Here is a 15,131-nt window from a genome sequence, read left to right as displayed (position 1 = left end):
ACGGGAGAAGGCTCCTGCGGCCCGGGGCGGAACTGCACCGGGGCTGCGACACAATAGTGCCGGGCGGGGGACATACCCCGTGGCGATTAGCCGCCCCGGCCCGTCCTCGGACAGAATGGGACCGTGAGAGCCCTCCGTCCGCAGCTGGCCCGCGCTGCCCATGCGGCTCCGCCACGCACCCTCATCCACGTGCTGAGGGAAACCGTAAAACGCTTTCCTGACTCATCCGCCCTGGATGACGGAGATACCTCGCTCAGTTACGCGGAGCTCCTCACCGAGGTGCAGCGCCATGCCACGGCGCTGCATGGGGCCGGTATCGGTGCCGGAGACAAGGTCGGTGTCCGGATCCCTTCCGGCACAAATGAGTTGTATGTGGCCATCCTGGCCATCCTGTATGTCGGTGCGGCCTACGTTCCGGTCGACGCCGATGATCCGGACGAGCGTGCCCGCCTGGTGTTCGAGGAGGCAGGGGTTGCCGGGGTCGTGCGCGCAGGTGAGATCATCACCGCCCCGGACCGTGTCCGGCCCTTTCCCGCGCCCCGCCAGGCAACCCCGGACGATGACGCGTGGGTGATTTTCACGTCCGGATCCACCGGCACCCCGAAGGGGGTGGCGGTCACTCACCGCTCCGCGTCGGCCTTTGTGGACGCCGAAGCGCGCCTGTTCCTGCCGGATGAACCCGTGAACACCTCCGACAGGGTATTGGCCGGGCTGTCCGTGGCGTTCGATGCTTCCTGCGAGGAGATGTGGCTGGCCTGGCGCAACGGAGCCTGCCTGGTCCCGGCCCCGCGGTCCCTGGTCCGGACGGGAATGGACTTGGGTCCGTGGCTGATCACCAACGGCATCACCATCGTCTCCACCGTTCCCACCCTTGCCGGGCTCTGGCCGGCCGAGTCGCTTGAAGCGGTCCGGCTGCTGATCTTCGGCGGCGAGGCCTGCCCGCCGGACCTGGCCGCCCGCCTCGCGGTGGAGGAACGCGAGGTCTGGAACACCTACGGGCCCACCGAGGCGACGGTGGTGGCGTGCGCCGCCCGAGTGGACGGGGCGGGACCGGTGAGGATCGGGCTGCCACTGGACGGCTGGGACCTGGCGGTCGTCGACCCGGACGGGATCCCCGTGGTGGAGGGGGAGAGCGGGGAACTGATCATCGGAGGTGTGGGCCTGGCCAGGTACCTCGATGCGGCCAAGGACGCGGAGAAATACGCGCCCATGGCCACCTTGGGCTGGACCCGGGCGTACCGCAGCGGTGACCTGGTCCGCTACGAAAAGGAAGGCCTTGTCTTCCTCGGGCGCGCTGACGACCAGGTCAAACTCGGCGGGCGCCGGATCGAACTGGGTGAAATAGACGCCGCCCTCCAGACCCTGGCCGGCATCCACGGCGCCGCGGCCGCGGTGCAGACCACGGCCGCAGGCAACCAGGTCCTCATCGGCTACCTGGCGCCGGCCCCGGGCACCGCCCCGGATCTGGCCCGTGCGCGGGAACTGCTGGCGGATGTGCTGCCGGCGGCGCTGATCCCCCTGCTGACCACCGTTGGATCCCTTCCGGTCAAGACCAGCGGAAAGGTCGACCGGAACGCCCTGCCCTGGCCGCTGCACTCGACTCTTTCCGGGGACTCCGCTCCGGCCCTGAACCTGGATCAGCGGACAGCATGGATCGCGCAGCAATGGGCCGACATTCTGGGCTCGGCGCCGGAAAGCCTGGACGCCGACTTCTTCGCCCACGGCGGAGCGAGCCTGGCCGCGGCCAGGCTCGTCTCGGCCCTGCGCGTGCGCTACCCGACCATCACGGTCGCGGACATCTACGCCCGCCCCCGGCTCGGCGCCCTCGCGGAACTGGCCCGCCTGTCCGACCCGGAGGGCGGCGACGAAACCGCCGCCGGGACGGAACGCACCGTCAAGCCCACCGCGGTGAAGTCCCAGATATTCCAAATTCTGGCTGGAATACCACTGCAGCTGCTGGTATCCATGCGGTGGCTGACGTATCTGATGGCCATTAACAACCTTCTCGCATCTTTGGGGGTGCTGCGGCTGGCCCCCGTCGTGTCCTGGTGGTGGGTGCTTGCCTCCTGGGCCGTCTTCGTGAGCCCGTGGGGACGGATGGCCGTCTCGGCCGGGGTGGCCCGGGTCCTGCTGCGCGGCGTCACGCCCGGCAGTTATCCGCGCTCCGGGAAGGTCCACCTGAGGTTATGGCTGGTCGAACAAATCTCTGACCTGTCGGGCGCAGTCAGCCTTGGCGGGGCGCCCTGGATCCCCTACTACGCGCGTGCGCTCGGGGTGAAGATCGGCAAGGACGTCGACCTGCATTCCGTGCCTCCCGTGACAGGGATGCTGAGCCTGGGTGCGGGATGTTCGATTGAGCCCGAAGTGGACCTCTCCGGGTGGTGGATCGACGGAGACCTGGTTCACATTGGAGACATCCGGGTCGGTCCGGGCGCCACCGTAGGCTCGCGCAGCACCCTGATGCCCGGCACGAGGATCGGAGCAGGCGCGGAAGTTGCCCCCGGCTCGGCGGTCACGGGCAAGGTCAAGGCCGACCAGCGGTTTGCCGGTTCACCGGCACAACGCCTCGGCAAAGCACAGCACGAGTGGCCCGCCCCGTTGCCGGGACGGCCCGGTACAAGGTTCTGGTTCCCCGCCTACGCCCTCGCATCGGCGCTGCTGGCCACCGTCCCCTATCTGTCCGCCGCTGCAGGAGCCGCGTTCGTGGCCGGTGCCATCGGCGGCCAGGACTCGGTCTGGTCCTCGTGGCCCGTGCTGCTGTGGGCGGTTCCGGTGGCGGCGCTCATCTGGTTCCTGTCCAACATGATCCTCATCGCAGCCATTGTCCGGCTCCTTGGGCGCAACCTTGCGCCTGGCCACTACCGGGTCCGCAGCCTCACCGGCTGGCGGGTTTGGGCCACCGAACGCCTCCTTGACCTCGCACGGGACCTGCTCTTTCCGCTCTACGCCAGCCTATTCACCCCGGTCTGGCTGCGGCTCCTCGGAGCCACGGTGGGCCGGAACGTCGAAGCATCAACCGTGCTCCTCCTGCCGTCCATGACCACGGTTGGAGACGGCGCGTTCCTGGCCGATGACACCAGAATTGGCTCCTACGAACTCGGTGGCGGCTGGATGAAGATCGGCCCGGCCAGGATCGGGAAACGGGCCTTCCTCGGCAATTCCGGCATGACCGGGGCCGGACGCAGCGTCCCGAAAAACTCCCTGGTCGCCGTCCTGTCCGCAACACCGGTCAAGGCCAAGGCCGGAACATCCTGGCTGGGCAGTCCGCCGGTCCGGCTGCGCCGGGCCCGGATGGACATGGACCAGAGCCTGACCTTCAACCCTTCGCTGCGGCTGAAAATCTACCGCTCCTGCTGGGAGCTGGGCCGGGTGGTCCCGGTCATCCTGACCACCGCCATCGCCGCCGGCATCCTCGCCGTCCTTGACCTGATCGCTGCGTGGAACGGGTACCCCGCCGCGTTGCTGCTCGGAACCGTGGTGATCCTGGGCGCCGGCGGTGTCGCTGCGGGGAGTTCGGTCGCGGCGAAATGGCTTTTGGTGGGACGGATCCGCCCGGGAGAACATCCGCTGTGGAGTTCGTTCATCTGGCGCAACGAGGTCGTTGACACCTTCGTCGAGATGGTCACCGCACCCTGGTTTGCCCGGGCCGCCGCCGGCACCCCCGCCCTGGTGTGGTGGCTTCGGGCACTCGGTGCCCGGATCGGGCCGGGCGCCTGGTGTGAAAGCTATTGGCTCCCGGAAGCGGACCTCGTCAGACTGGGCGCGAACTCGACCGTCAACCGCGGGTGCGTCATCCAGACCCACCTCTTCCACGACAGGGTCATGAGCATTGACACCGTCACCCTCGACCACGGGGCCACCATGGGCCCGCACGGGGTGATCCTGCCAGCCGCCCGGATAGGTGCCGGGGCCACCGTGGGCCCGGCTTCCCTGGTCATGCGCGGCGAAACCGTTCCTGCCGGAAGCTACTGGATTGGCAACCCGGTCAGCCCCTGGACCGCCCCGCCAGGCACTGAGCCGCCCACCACCCCCGCCTCGAAAGCCCTCGCACGGTGACCCCGGAGGGCCGGCCCGCGCCCACTGAGGGAACCACGAGCATGCCAGCCACCGCTGCCCACGGTCCTGCTGATTCCTACACGCCCGGACACGGAAGCCGGGACTACCGGGTCTCCCGCTATGAGCTGGACCTTGACTACCGGGTCAGTACCAACCGGCTCGCCGGCCACGCCACCATCACCGCGCAGGCATCCATCACACTCGATACGGTTGTCCTGAACCTCGCCGGGCTCCGCGTGCAGAAGATCCGGTTCGCCGGGCAGCGCGTAAAACGGTTCGTTCACCGCGGCACTCAGCTGATCATCACCCCGGAGCGGCCCCTGCCCGCCGGCACCTGGTTCAGCCTCGACATCCGCTACGGCGGTACCCCTGCACCCCTGCTCGGGAACTGGGGCGAGGTCGGTTGGGAAGAACTCACCGACGGGGTCCTGGTGGCCGGGCAACCCACCGGTGCGGCATCCTGGTTCCCCTGCAACGATCATCCGGGCCAGAAAGCCAGCTTCGGATACACGATTACCACCGACGCCAACTACCGGGTCATCTGCAACGGCGTCCTGGTCTCCCACTCCGCAAAAGCCAGCCGCGAAACCTGGGTTTTCGACCAGCCGGAACCCATGGCCAGTTACCTCGCGACCGTCCAGATCGGCCGCTATGACCTGCGGACCCTGATGTTCTCCGCCGATACGACGGACCACCGGGCAGGCCGGCGGGACGGGCCCCGGCCTGTCCTTCAGTACCTGGGCGCACCGCCGGCCCTCATGGCCAAAGCCCAGACCGCCCTCGCGCGCCAGGGGCAGATGATGGAACGCTTCCAGAGCTGGTTTGGACCCTATCCGTTCCCCACCTACACCGTCGTCGTGGCCGGTGACGAGCTCGAAATCCCGCTCGAAGCCCAGTCCCTGTCCGTCTTTGGACCCAACCACCTCACCCAGGACTGGGAATCCCAGCGCCTCATTGCCCATGAACTGGCCCACCAATGGTTCGGGAATTCACTGACCGCCACCACATGGGCCGACATCTGGCTCCACGAAGGATTCGCCTGCTACGCGGAGTGGCTTTGGTCCGAGGCATCCGGAAACTCCACGGCAGCAGACCGGGCCCGGGCCGCATGGCGCGGGCTGTCGGTAAGCCCGCAGGACCTCATGGTGGGCGACCCGGGACCGGAGAGCATGTTCGATGACCGGGTCTACAAACGGGGCGCCCTCGCGGTCCACGCCCTCCGCCGGGCCGCCGGGGACGGGCCGTTCTTCAGTTTCCTACGGGCCTGGACCGAGGAACACCGCTTCGGATCAGTGACAACCCGTGACCTGTGCGTCACCGCCGACCGGATCTGTGGTGCCGTCCCGGGCTTCGCTGCCCGCACCATCCTCACTCCATGGCTGTACCGGCTGCCGCTGCCCGCACCTTGAAGCGCTCCTCTGAGTACGATCCGGCCGGTATTCACCTCACGGCCCCGCGGTCAATACCGCCGTGTGAGCAGGTCTTTTCAACGACCGCAGCCAGGTGCCCGGACCCCGCCCGCACTCCGGAACCGGTAGAAGCCGGCGTCACCGGACGATATCGGCCGTTCCGAGATGGCCGCGGCCCAGCGCTTCGGAACTCGACCATCGCCCGGGGAAAGTATTGCGCCGTCTTCCCCTCACCACCGGCCCCGGGACCCGAAGGGCTGCGGTGAAGGTGAACCCATCGGGCTGCAATGTTATTGCGCAGTCGGTGAAATCGAGCCATTGTCCGGTCAAAGGGAACCATGCCTTGAACACGCTCTCCTTCGCGCTGAAGAGGAGCCGGTCCCAGGCAATGGCCGGACGTGACGCCGAGAGGGAGGCGATCGCGCTTCTCTCTTCCTCACGGGCTATCACCCCCAGCACGCCGCCGGGCAAAGGCATGTGTGGTTCGGTGTCAATTCCGACAGAGGCGATGGAAGGGACGCGGCCGACAGCCGCAGCCCGGTACCCCTCACAATGGGTCATGCTTCCGACCACGCCGACGGGCCAGAGCGGTGCACGCTGCACTCCCGGCAGGAGCGGGCCGGGCTGAATGCCGAGGCGGGAAAGAGCCCTGCGGGCACAGAGCCGAACCGTCGCAAATTCGCGGGGCCGCTCATTTAGGGCATTTTCGAGAACCGCTTCCTCCTCCGGATAGAGCTCCACCGTGGATGCGTCGGTGAAGGCCTCCTCAGCGATGACACCGGCCGGTACGACGTTTGAAATCAGGGATGACGTGGGTGAAGCCTCATCCACATTTGCCGGCCCGCCGCTCATCGGCGGCTGAGTCAGGGGACCTGTCAGGCGCCGCCCGTCCGTTCCCACGGGTAACGGCCCAACGGGGCATCGCCGTTCCACAGGCCGAGATTGGATCGGGCCGAGACGCTGCCCGGCTCAACCGGGTCCCCGCACTGTGCGCAGGCCAGCCGCGGCTGAAGGTGATGATCCGCGTGCCGGAAGTCGACCGGCGCGGTCAGGTCCGAGTGTTCGCATCATCCGGGGAAGTGCCGGCCGGATGCTCGCCACCGTGGAGGACGAGCTCGCGTTCTCCCGGATCGGCGGCACCCAAACCCTGCGGGTGATCGATCACGGCATGAGCATTCCCGCCGCGGACCGGGACCGGGCCCTTGAGCCCTGGTCCGCCTCCACCGCGAGAGCGACCCCCGGGAACCGGGATCGGGCTCGCCACCAGCGCGCGCGTCGCCGCCGCCCACGAGGGCAGCCTGACGATCACCGACGCCCCGGGTGGCGGCACCACCGTTACCGTCGACCTCGGATCCCGTGCATAGAAGATTTATCCGGATTCTCGGGAACCGTCGACCCGCCACGGTGGATCGGGATCCCCGACCGCAGACGCGGCCGGCCACCGAGGCCTGGTCACGGGGAGTAACACGACGGCTGGGCACGGGGAACGCGCCCCCGGACGCCACCACGTCAACTGTTGCGCTGCCGCAATTCCGCCTAAACTCCAGCACAAGGCTTGACATACGGTCGGGGAGTATCGAATTTGGGGGTGACCATGACTAAACCCGCAGAGACAGGCGCGGTTTCCAGAGCCCCCACCGAGGCCCGCGGATCCCCGCAACCGTTAGCCGCCGGTACTGCGGGCCAGTCCGCGAAAACGGGCGCGGACGGGGCGGCCGGGTTGGACTACCGGCAGTTGCGCGAGCTGTGCGACCGGACCTACGCACTCCTCGAGGCCGCCCATCCGCCCCGGCAGGCCAGAGCGCAGTACGAGGCCCTGCGCGATGCGCTGCACAGCCGGACAGTCGCCCCGCCGGCGGCCGTCCGGAGGGAAGCGGTCCCGATGGTGCCACGGCCCACGACGGGTTCACCCTTCGCGTTCCGCGACAACCAACTCCTGTCCCGGTTCGAGCTGTACAGCCGCGGCGCGCTGGCAGGATACGTCAGGTATGACCTCCATGCAGGTCAGCTCGTGCTGGTGCAGACTGTTGTGCAGCAGCCCTTCCGCACCTTGGACACGATGGTGCAGCCATCGCTGCTTCACCACGTCATCCTCAACGTGCACCGTCGCCGCCTGGCACTTACCGTGCGCTGCCCCCAGGTTCAAGCGTTCCTTGCCGACTACCCCCAATACGCGAACATGGTTGCCCAGCGCTGACGGCAGCTTCGCCGCAGCGCCCGGCCGTCCAGCGCTGCCCGCGTAGGCACCACGCCGGCCTGCTTTCCCTATATGCCCTCCTCGGAGGACCGAAGACACGCCCGGTGCCGCCCTTCAGGACCGATCGCCCCGCACGAATCCGCCTTTTCCGGCAACCTTGTTTTGATTTCCCGCACCGGACCACCCTCCGCTAGCCTTATTTGTAAGCATGCTGACTAATGGCTACCCGGGGATTCAACTGTTCCGCTTCTGCGGAAATGTGTGGTCCCGCGAACCCGGTTCGAGGTCTCACCGTGGATGAACGGACACAGCAGGAATACATTATCGCCACGGCCGCCCGCCTCGGGCTGGAACCGGCGGAGCTTTGGGTTGAATACTTCGCAATGGGCGGGTCCGGCTCGCAGCTGGAGATCGAGGCCTACCTGCTGGGGTTGCAGGTCCTGACCGCACTCGAGCGCGACATCCTCGCCCATGCGCTGAACGAAATGCTTGAAGACACCGCCTCGGAGCTCCGCGTCCCCTACAGCATCGACCGCCCTGCGGCACCCCGGGAAAGGGCCGCCGACGGATTGACGCCGGCGGAGCCGCCGCAGGGGCCGCTGGACCTCCGCGCCGCGGGTGCGGCGTTCCTCACCGCCGCGGAAGCCGAAACGCAACGGATGCGCGCCGTTGAACGGACCGGGCTGGTGGACACTCCGGCGGAGGAACGCTTCGATTCGATCACCCGGCGGGCGAGGGAACACTTCGGTGTCAGCTCCGCCGTCGTGGCGCTGATTGCGGGCTGCCGGCAGTTCCTCAAATCCGTTACCGGCCCGGTGGGCCAAAACATCGCCCGGGAAATCTCCTTCTGCAACGAAACCATCCGCAGCGCCGGCCCGCTGATCAATAACGACACGCTGGAAGATGCACGGTTTAAAGCCAATCCCCTTGTCCTGGGCGAGCCCCACATCCGCTTCTACGCCGGCCACCCCTCACCGGGCCCGGCGGCTGGACCATCGGCACTCTCTGCATCATCGATCAAAACCCCCGCACCTTTTCCGCGGAAGACCGACAGATGCTCCGGGCCCTGGCCGAAGCCGCCCAGCACGAAATTACCCCCTGAACCAACATCGGCCGCGGTACCGCGCCGACCGTCGGGCCGGTGCGGCGCCCCGCCGGTCAACTGCTCCCGGCGGCCCCCGCGCCGCCGGGCTGCCACAACTGAACGAGGTTGCACTCCGGATCGCGCAGAGACGCAAACCGGCCGTTTGGATATTCCTCCCGGTCCATCTCCACCCACACGCCGGCGCGGCGCAGTTGGGCGACCATCGCATCAAGGTCGGCCACCCGGAAATTCAACGCCCACGAATGGCCCTTGCCACCCACGTCCTCCGAGTCCGGCGGCATCACTGCGAAGATCGTGGGCCCGGCCTCCTGCCACCAGGGCATTGCATCGTAGGACTGCGGTGGAGCATCGACACCGAGCATGTCGCTGTACCACTGGGCGAGCCCGCCAGGGTCCGCGGCGGTCACAAACACTCCACCGAATCCCGTCACCCGTTCCATGAAGCCTCCCGTCCCGTCCGGTTTACAGGAGGCGCCCCCAACCCAGCCCGGCGGTCATGGGCCCCAGCGTAAGCGTCAACCCCCGCCGGTTCAACACGCTGCCCATGCAGGAGCCTCACCGACCACGTGGAAGACCTCAATCTGAGCTGGCCAAGAAACCGAGGGCGGAGCAGGGACACCGGTGAGCATCGATCCCGGACGGCCCGAACCTGGATCCGGGCGCGGGTCGAGGGTTTTGGTTTTGGTCACCGTGCCTTTCGGCACGAAGTGCCTCGTCTGGCTGCGGGGTGAATGGGCCAGCCGAAGTCCGGGGGTCCGTGGAATACCGGAGGGAGCAAAGCGAGTGAGGATATGCCGCGAAAGCCCCCGGCGCAGACTTGCCCAGAGGGGAGCAGGCAGTAGGCTGGTCTGCCGAAAGGAACGGCGCAGCCGTCAAGGAATCCAGGCGCGCAGCGCCCATCCGAAGAGCGTCTGCCCTAGACCCAACACCGCCCTAGAGAGCACGCACAGAGACAAATCCGGAAGCGGAGCAAGCTGGGAACTCAGGTGCCCTAAGTTGTTCCGCCGCCTCGACGCGGTGCGCCACTCCATAGGAGCATGTAACAAGGGAGGACGGGAGGCTGATCGAGGCTCGTCGGCGTTCGCTGGTGACGACCGATGCCCGATGGTGCACTGGATATGAAAATGCGCACGGTCCGTTAGGTTTACTTCGTCCTGCGGAGGAGGTCCGCACCCTGTCCATGCAGGGTGCGGCCGATCCGATGCACGTCTCCTGGACGGAATACGGGCGGACCTTGTCGAAATTCTCCGCCCACGCCCGACATGTGAGAAACACGCCAGGCAGCCCCACGGTTCCTGCCCCGAGTTAGCAGGGGCAGCCTGAGATCCGACACGGTGTGCTCCCGTACCGGTGCGGCGGATTCTGCCGGTGCCGGTGCACAAATCCGCGACCGCACTCCAAAGAATCAGAAGTTGCGTTTGACTGCCACTGCGGTCAGAGTAGTAAGCATGCTGATAATCAGTTGTTCGTGACAGTCAAGCAATCGGCCGGCGTACCAATAGCGGCCCCGGCACCACGGTAATAAGCCCCGGCGAGTCAGGGTTGCAATGAGTTTCTTAGCTCTTGAGGTACCCGTTGTTCCACCGATCCACCTTCATTACAATCACAATGTAAGGAAAAACCATGATCACCCAGCAGAATCTCGACACCATCCTGTCTAAGGGCGGCAACGTTGTTGACGTTCAGGGCACCAAGATCGGTTCCATCGGCCAGATCTACCTGGATGACCAGACCGGGGATCCAAATTGGGTCACGGCGAAGACGGGGCTCTTTGGTACCTCCGAGTCCTTCGTTCCCCTTGAGGGCGCCAACGCCGACGGCAAAGATGTCAAGGTCCGCTACAGCAAGGACCAGGTCAAGGGTGCACCGCGAATTGAAGCGGACGGTGCGCTCAGCCCCGAGGAAGAAGACACCCTGTACCGGCACTACGGTCTGGCCGGCGGACATCAGAACACCACCCCGAACACCACAACGGCGCCCCCCGTCTCGGGAACCGGCAAGAACACCACCGGCTATGAGCCCGGTTTCCAGCACGGCGATGAGCGGGTCGACCGCTCGGCTGACGGGAGCACGGTGGGTTATGACACCTCCGGACCGACCACCGATGAAGCGATGACCCGCTCTGAGGAACGGCTCCGGGTCGGAACCGAAACCCGGGAAGCCGGCAGGGTGCGCCTGCGCAAGTACGTGGTGACCGAAAACGTCACCAAGACGGTTCCGGTCCGGCGCGAAGAGGTCCGCATTGAGCGCGAACCCATCACCGATGCCAACCGGGGCGACGCCATGGACGGGCCCGCGATCAGCGAGGAGGAGCACGAAGTCATCCTCCATGAGGAGAAAGTCGTCATCGACAAGGAAGCCGTTCCCGTTGAGCGGGTGCGCCTGGATAAGGAAACTGTCCAGGCCCAGGAAACCGTCTCCGGTGAAATCCGTAAGGAAAAGATCGAGATGCTGGACGCGGACAAGCCAGGCAAGACCGACCGCCGCTAGTTGACCGAACCCCGCCGGGAGCCGTCACCGGCTCCCGGGGAAGTTCCCTTTACGCACCGGCGTACGGTCTTTCGAAGGGCGCGACACAAACATGTCCGTCACCCGGCTTGCGAGCGTGGTGACGGACAAGAATGCGAAACACCATTCCAAGGAGAGTCATGGCACAGGACCACAACGCAGGAGCAAGCACACCCAAGGGCCGGCGCAACGATGTCGTCAATGCCCAGAAAGAAAAGTTCGGCGGCATCAAGTTCGGGTCTGCCTTTTTTGGTTGGCTCACCGCGATCGGCATGACGGTCATCCTGAGCGCCTTGGCCACCGCGATCGGCGCGGGCGTCGGAGCCGCCAACAACACCGATGCCGGCGAAGCCGCCAACCAGGCAACGCAGAACGCGGAAACCGTCGGTATTGTCAGTGGCATCGTGCTGGCACTCATCTTGTTCCTCGCCTACTACTGTGGTGGCTACGTCGCCGGCCGTATGGCTCGTTTCGACGGAGTCAAGCAGGGCCTCGCGGTCTGGCTGTGGGGCATCGTCATCGCCATCGTTGTTGCCATCCTCGCCGCAATTGCCGGAGACCAATTCAACGTCCTCTCACGCATCGGCGGAGCGCCCAGCATTCCCGTCGACGGTAGTCTCCTGAGTGCCAGCGGTCTCATCGCCCTGGCCATCGCCGTCCTCGTTCCCCTCATTGGGGCGATCCTTGGCGGCAAAGCCGGGATGCATTTCCACCGCAAAGTCGACCAGGCCGGCATCGACCACCAGGCCGGGCTGACCTCCTAACCTGACACACCAGGCCGGGCCAGGCGCGTCATCAGCACCGCGCGCCTGGCCCGGCCATCTTCCATCACTCCACCAGATTGTTGAGGTAAGGCACCATGCCAAACGAAACCACCACAGGCCCGCGAGACAGCTCCACACCCCCCGCCGGACAGGACACAGCCGACCAGGACGTTCTTGATGAACTTCCCGCAGGGGAGTCCGGGCAGGCAGAAGCCTTTCTCGAACAGCTCTCCGAAGCTCCCGCCCTCGAAGAGGACGCAGACAGCCTGGTGAAACCCGAGAACAGCTGATCCCGAGGGTCGTCTTAGCATCATGGGTCGCGGAGGTCAGGCCTGTAGGAGGAGCTGGACGAACCCGCGCACCAGAGGACGCCTTCATCGTTACGTCGACGCCTGGTCAGCTTCATCTGGATCCTCACCAGCCGGTAATCACCACGCGTCCTATAAGCCGTTCCACCGCGACACTATTTCCGAGCGCGACTGCCCCAAAAATTTCCATATGACTTCCGATCTTGCCGAGTCGCGTATACCCCGCCCGCAAAATTGTCCCGCCGGGCCGCTCAACTAAACCACCAAGATCTGCCTGAACCGAGGGGTAGCTCTTCGTCGTCGCCTACTGTTCGCAGGGGGAGGCGATCGCAATGAAAAGGGCGCCCGCGAAGATGCCAATGATGATGACCAGTGTGGTTCGTTCCCCGAGCAGCGTCGCAGCGGCTCCTCCGATCACAGCGCAGACGGCGCCCATGGTGCGGTTCACGGATCGCATCGTGCCGTTCACCCGACCCAGGAGCGCGTGGGGTGTCAGTCCTTGGCGGAAGCTCAATTCGTTCGCGTTTTCCAACCCGCCCGTGAAACCCTGGAGCGCGAACGCGGTGAAGACCAAGGCGGAGGCAATGGTGTCTGCCTGGGCCGCGCCGCTGGCCGTCGCGAGAGCGACCAGTGTCCAGGCGAGAGGGTAGATGGCCCTGCCTACAGTGATCGTGGCTCCTGAGCCGAAGCGTTCACCGGCGCGCGAGGCGACAGTGGCGCCGGCCAAGTCCGCGATTCCTCCCACCGCAAACAATTAAGCCAAAGAGGAATGCCGTGAAGCCTAGGGTGCGGAGGGTGAAGACCGCCAGAACGGTGAGGGCTGCGGCGTTTCCGATGAACCATACATGCGTGGACCAGGCCAGCGGCCCCAGAATGCGGTGGCGGTAGGTCCACCGCAGGCCCTCGGCAATCTCACGCCGGACCGACCGCGGGCCTGATTCCCGGCGGACGGATGGTTTGAGGCGGAGCCCGGCGATCAACACGGCATCGCGGATGTAGGTCACGGCGTCCACAGCAATGGCCAATGGCGCGCCGATGGTACCGAGGAGGAAACCTCCCAGTGCCGGACCGACGGTCTGCGCGCCCGCTTCGGCCTGGTCGAGCCGGGCGTTGGCGGCGCGCGCCGTTCCGCGATCTGCGGTAACAGTGACTGGGTGGCGGCGAACCCGAAGACGGAGAAGATGCCGAAGAGGAGGAGCAGCATGATGAGCACCCGCAGGTGCAGCACCCCGAAAGCAAAACAGGTCGGGATCAGGGCAAAGCTCGTGGCGCGCCCGAGGCTAGCCCACTGGATGCCTCCCGCCAACCACTGCTCCTACATCATCCAGTGGGTCACGGTGAAAGCCCGCTGGGGCATGACCGTCGACTCTCGCGAAGAGACAGCCCTGGTTAACAAGGCGGACAGGTGCCCGGTCCGCCAACTCACCATCACTAAGTACGAGGCTGGCCCTGACCTGTAAATGAGCCCCCACGCTTCACCGTGTGGGGGGGCTTCTTCATATGCGGCCGAGTTGGCCTATCCCTTGGGGAGTCCAAAGTATGCTCGATGGCACCGCGGTTCCCAGGAAAGGCAATGATGAACGACGACAGCAAACTCGACCCGAGCGAGGATTTCCCTGCCAACTTGGACGGCCTGCCGACCGACGACGTGAGCGTGCTCAACAGCAAGGTTCACCGCCAGATGGACGCCGAGTACGTCGAGGAGGGATCGCTCGACCCGGAAACCGAGGGACGAAATGAGGAACTGCGTCTTGAGCTGGATGACCGGGACGAGGAAGCGGGCAAGGCTGAACGACGCCCGGACCGCCGCGAGCACGAAGCCTGAACGAAAACAAGAGCTCAACCCGCAAAGAGGGCAGCGGATCTTCGTCGAGATCAAGCCCTACGCTGTCTCGCATGGGGTCGCTGCGTCTTCAGTCAGCAATCAGGGTCTGCCCCATCTGCCAACGTGCGACACACCACCTCGTGATGTTTGCGGACAACCACTCAGAGGTGGGACGCAACGCCGAGAACTGTCGAGTGAATGCACGCGATGCCACGCAAAGTCCAAATGTAAATGATCCCGGGGACCCCGGATCCCAGTTGACCCGCCCTAGGCCGACGCGAGGTAATAGAGGTGGTTACCTTGGTCAAGCAGTTGGACATGGTGCCGGCCCCCTCATGCCACGTGGCAGCAAGGCCGGATGCCAGGGCGCTGCGGGCGAGTTCTTGCAGGGCCGTATCTGGTCTCGGGGCGGAAGGCTTCCTCCCTTTGAGGCGGAGGGAGGAAGCCTTCGTTCGATACAAGGACTCATACCTCAAGTGCGGCGCTAGCCAGGTTGGGCCCTCCTCGAAGGCTCTGGTGTTACTGCGTTCCGCCACACCCAGCCTTCGCGCATGGTTTGGGTGGCCGGCTCAAGGAACCGGATCTTCACGGCTTTGCTGTTCCACCCAGTCGCGCGAGCCTCTAGTTGGACGGCCTTGGTTGGGTAAGCAGTCAAGGTTGTCCACCCCGGACAGGTCGGGCAGGCCCCTGGCGGATGCCCTCTAAATTGATGGACCCGACAAGGAGCTGAATGTTGCCCAGTTCTTGATGCACCTCACGAATCCACCCCGGATGCCAATAAGCCGGCTGTCTTTCTGCCGCGATCCAGCCTAAACTCCAGCACGGGGCTCCGGTGGGGGATCGGAGGAAATTGAACGTGGGGGCTGATCGTGACTGAACCGGCGCAGACTTGCACAGTTTCTGATACCGGAAATTCCGCGGAAGACCCGGAATCGGGGTCCACTGAGCCGTCACGTGCC

Annotated in this window: 14 protein-coding genes; 9 read left to right on the top strand and 5 right to left on the bottom strand. The window is 65.7% G+C overall.

Annotation, left to right across the window (positions count from 1 at the left end; all coding sequences use genetic code 11):
- Positions 1-123: 123 nt before the first annotated feature.
- Together AC4D14_RS17745 and AC4D14_RS17740 are read left to right on the top strand one after the other, a co-directional pair.
- Positions 124-4,056 carry a Pls/PosA family non-ribosomal peptide synthetase gene (locus tag AC4D14_RS17745; RefSeq protein ID WP_490904000.1) on the top strand — a complete coding sequence of 1,311 codons (3,933 nt, stop codon included), beginning with the start codon at positions 124-126 and terminating at the stop codon, positions 4,054-4,056.
- Positions 4,057-4,097: 41 nt separating this feature from the next.
- On the top strand, positions 4,098-5,465 hold the full coding sequence (locus AC4D14_RS17740; protein ID WP_490903999.1) for a M1 family metallopeptidase: 1,368 nt from the start codon (positions 4,098-4,100) through the stop codon (positions 5,463-5,465).
- A 138-nt stretch (positions 5,466-5,603) separates the two neighbouring features.
- Here the strand turns inward: AC4D14_RS17740 and AC4D14_RS17735 are convergent, their stop codons facing one another.
- Positions 5,604-6,296: a 4'-phosphopantetheinyl transferase family protein gene (locus tag AC4D14_RS17735; protein ID WP_490903998.1), complete on the bottom strand. Its 693-nt coding sequence runs from the start codon at positions 6,294-6,296 to the stop codon at positions 5,604-5,606.
- A 371-nt stretch (positions 6,297-6,667) separates the two neighbouring features.
- On the opposite strand from AC4D14_RS17735, the gene AC4D14_RS17730 reads away from it, so the two are divergent.
- Together AC4D14_RS17730 and AC4D14_RS17725 are read left to right on the top strand one after the other, a co-directional pair.
- Positions 6,668-6,829: an ATP-binding protein gene (locus AC4D14_RS17730; RefSeq protein WP_490903997.1), complete on the top strand. Its 162-nt coding sequence runs from the start codon at positions 6,668-6,670 to the stop codon at positions 6,827-6,829.
- Between the two features lie 230 nt (positions 6,830-7,059).
- A complete protein-coding gene (locus AC4D14_RS17725; RefSeq protein WP_490903996.1) occupies positions 7,060-7,662 on the top strand; it encodes a hypothetical protein in 603 nt (200 codons plus the stop codon).
- A 215-nt stretch (positions 7,663-7,877) separates the two neighbouring features.
- Here AC4D14_RS17725 and AC4D14_RS17720 read toward each other — a convergent pair whose 3' ends face one another.
- Together AC4D14_RS17720 and AC4D14_RS17715 are read right to left on the bottom strand one after the other, a co-directional pair.
- The gene (locus tag AC4D14_RS17720; protein ID WP_490903995.1) at positions 7,878-8,630 is read right to left on the bottom strand and encodes a hypothetical protein; all 753 of its coding nucleotides are present in this window, start codon (positions 8,628-8,630) and stop codon (positions 7,878-7,880) included.
- Positions 8,631-8,820: 190 nt separating this feature from the next.
- Positions 8,821-9,207, bottom strand: a complete 387-nt coding sequence (locus AC4D14_RS17715; RefSeq protein ID WP_490903994.1) for a VOC family protein — start codon at positions 9,205-9,207, stop codon at positions 8,821-8,823.
- Between the two features lie 1,183 nt (positions 9,208-10,390).
- On the opposite strand from AC4D14_RS17715, the gene AC4D14_RS17710 reads away from it, so the two are divergent.
- The 3 genes from AC4D14_RS17710 (at position 10,391) to AC4D14_RS17700 (ending at position 12,329) form a co-directional block, all read left to right on the top strand.
- The gene (locus AC4D14_RS17710; protein ID WP_490903993.1) at positions 10,391-11,257 is read left to right on the top strand and encodes a DUF2382 domain-containing protein; all 867 of its coding nucleotides are present in this window, start codon (positions 10,391-10,393) and stop codon (positions 11,255-11,257) included.
- A 158-nt stretch (positions 11,258-11,415) separates the two neighbouring features.
- Positions 11,416-12,039 carry a hypothetical protein gene (locus tag AC4D14_RS17705; RefSeq protein ID WP_490903992.1) on the top strand — a complete coding sequence of 208 codons (624 nt, stop codon included), beginning with the start codon at positions 11,416-11,418 and terminating at the stop codon, positions 12,037-12,039.
- Positions 12,040-12,134: 95 nt separating this feature from the next.
- A complete protein-coding gene (locus AC4D14_RS17700; RefSeq protein ID WP_490903991.1) occupies positions 12,135-12,329 on the top strand; it encodes a hypothetical protein in 195 nt (64 codons plus the stop codon).
- A gap of 322 nt (positions 12,330-12,651) precedes the next feature.
- Here the strand turns inward: AC4D14_RS17700 and AC4D14_RS17695 are convergent, their stop codons facing one another.
- The gene (locus AC4D14_RS17695) at positions 12,652-13,074 is read right to left on the bottom strand and encodes a hypothetical protein (RefSeq protein WP_490903990.1); all 423 of its coding nucleotides are present in this window, start codon (positions 13,072-13,074) and stop codon (positions 12,652-12,654) included.
- On the bottom strand, positions 13,040-13,591 hold the full coding sequence (locus tag AC4D14_RS17690) for an MFS transporter (RefSeq protein WP_490904044.1): 552 nt from the start codon (positions 13,589-13,591) through the stop codon (positions 13,040-13,042). Before AC4D14_RS17690 ends, AC4D14_RS17695 begins: the two co-directional genes overlap by 35 nt.
- Between AC4D14_RS17690 and AC4D14_RS17685 the strand changes: the two genes are divergently transcribed.
- Complete coding sequence (locus AC4D14_RS17685) at positions 13,502-13,807, top strand: hypothetical protein (RefSeq protein ID WP_490903989.1); 306 nt, start codon at positions 13,502-13,504, stop codon at positions 13,805-13,807. The two genes, AC4D14_RS17690 and AC4D14_RS17685, sit on opposite strands and share 90 nt — an antisense overlap.
- Positions 13,808-13,920: 113 nt before the next feature.
- Positions 13,921-14,172 (top strand): hypothetical protein, encoded by a 252-nt coding sequence (locus AC4D14_RS17680; protein ID WP_490903988.1) that lies wholly within the window; start codon positions 13,921-13,923, stop codon positions 14,170-14,172.
- Positions 14,173-15,131 lie beyond the last annotated feature (959 nt).

It is taken from the genome of Arthrobacter sp. TJ-254, from assembly GCF_058269175.1.
Note: the sequence above shows the minus strand (reverse complement) of the source record. Positions and strands in the feature narration are given on the sequence as shown.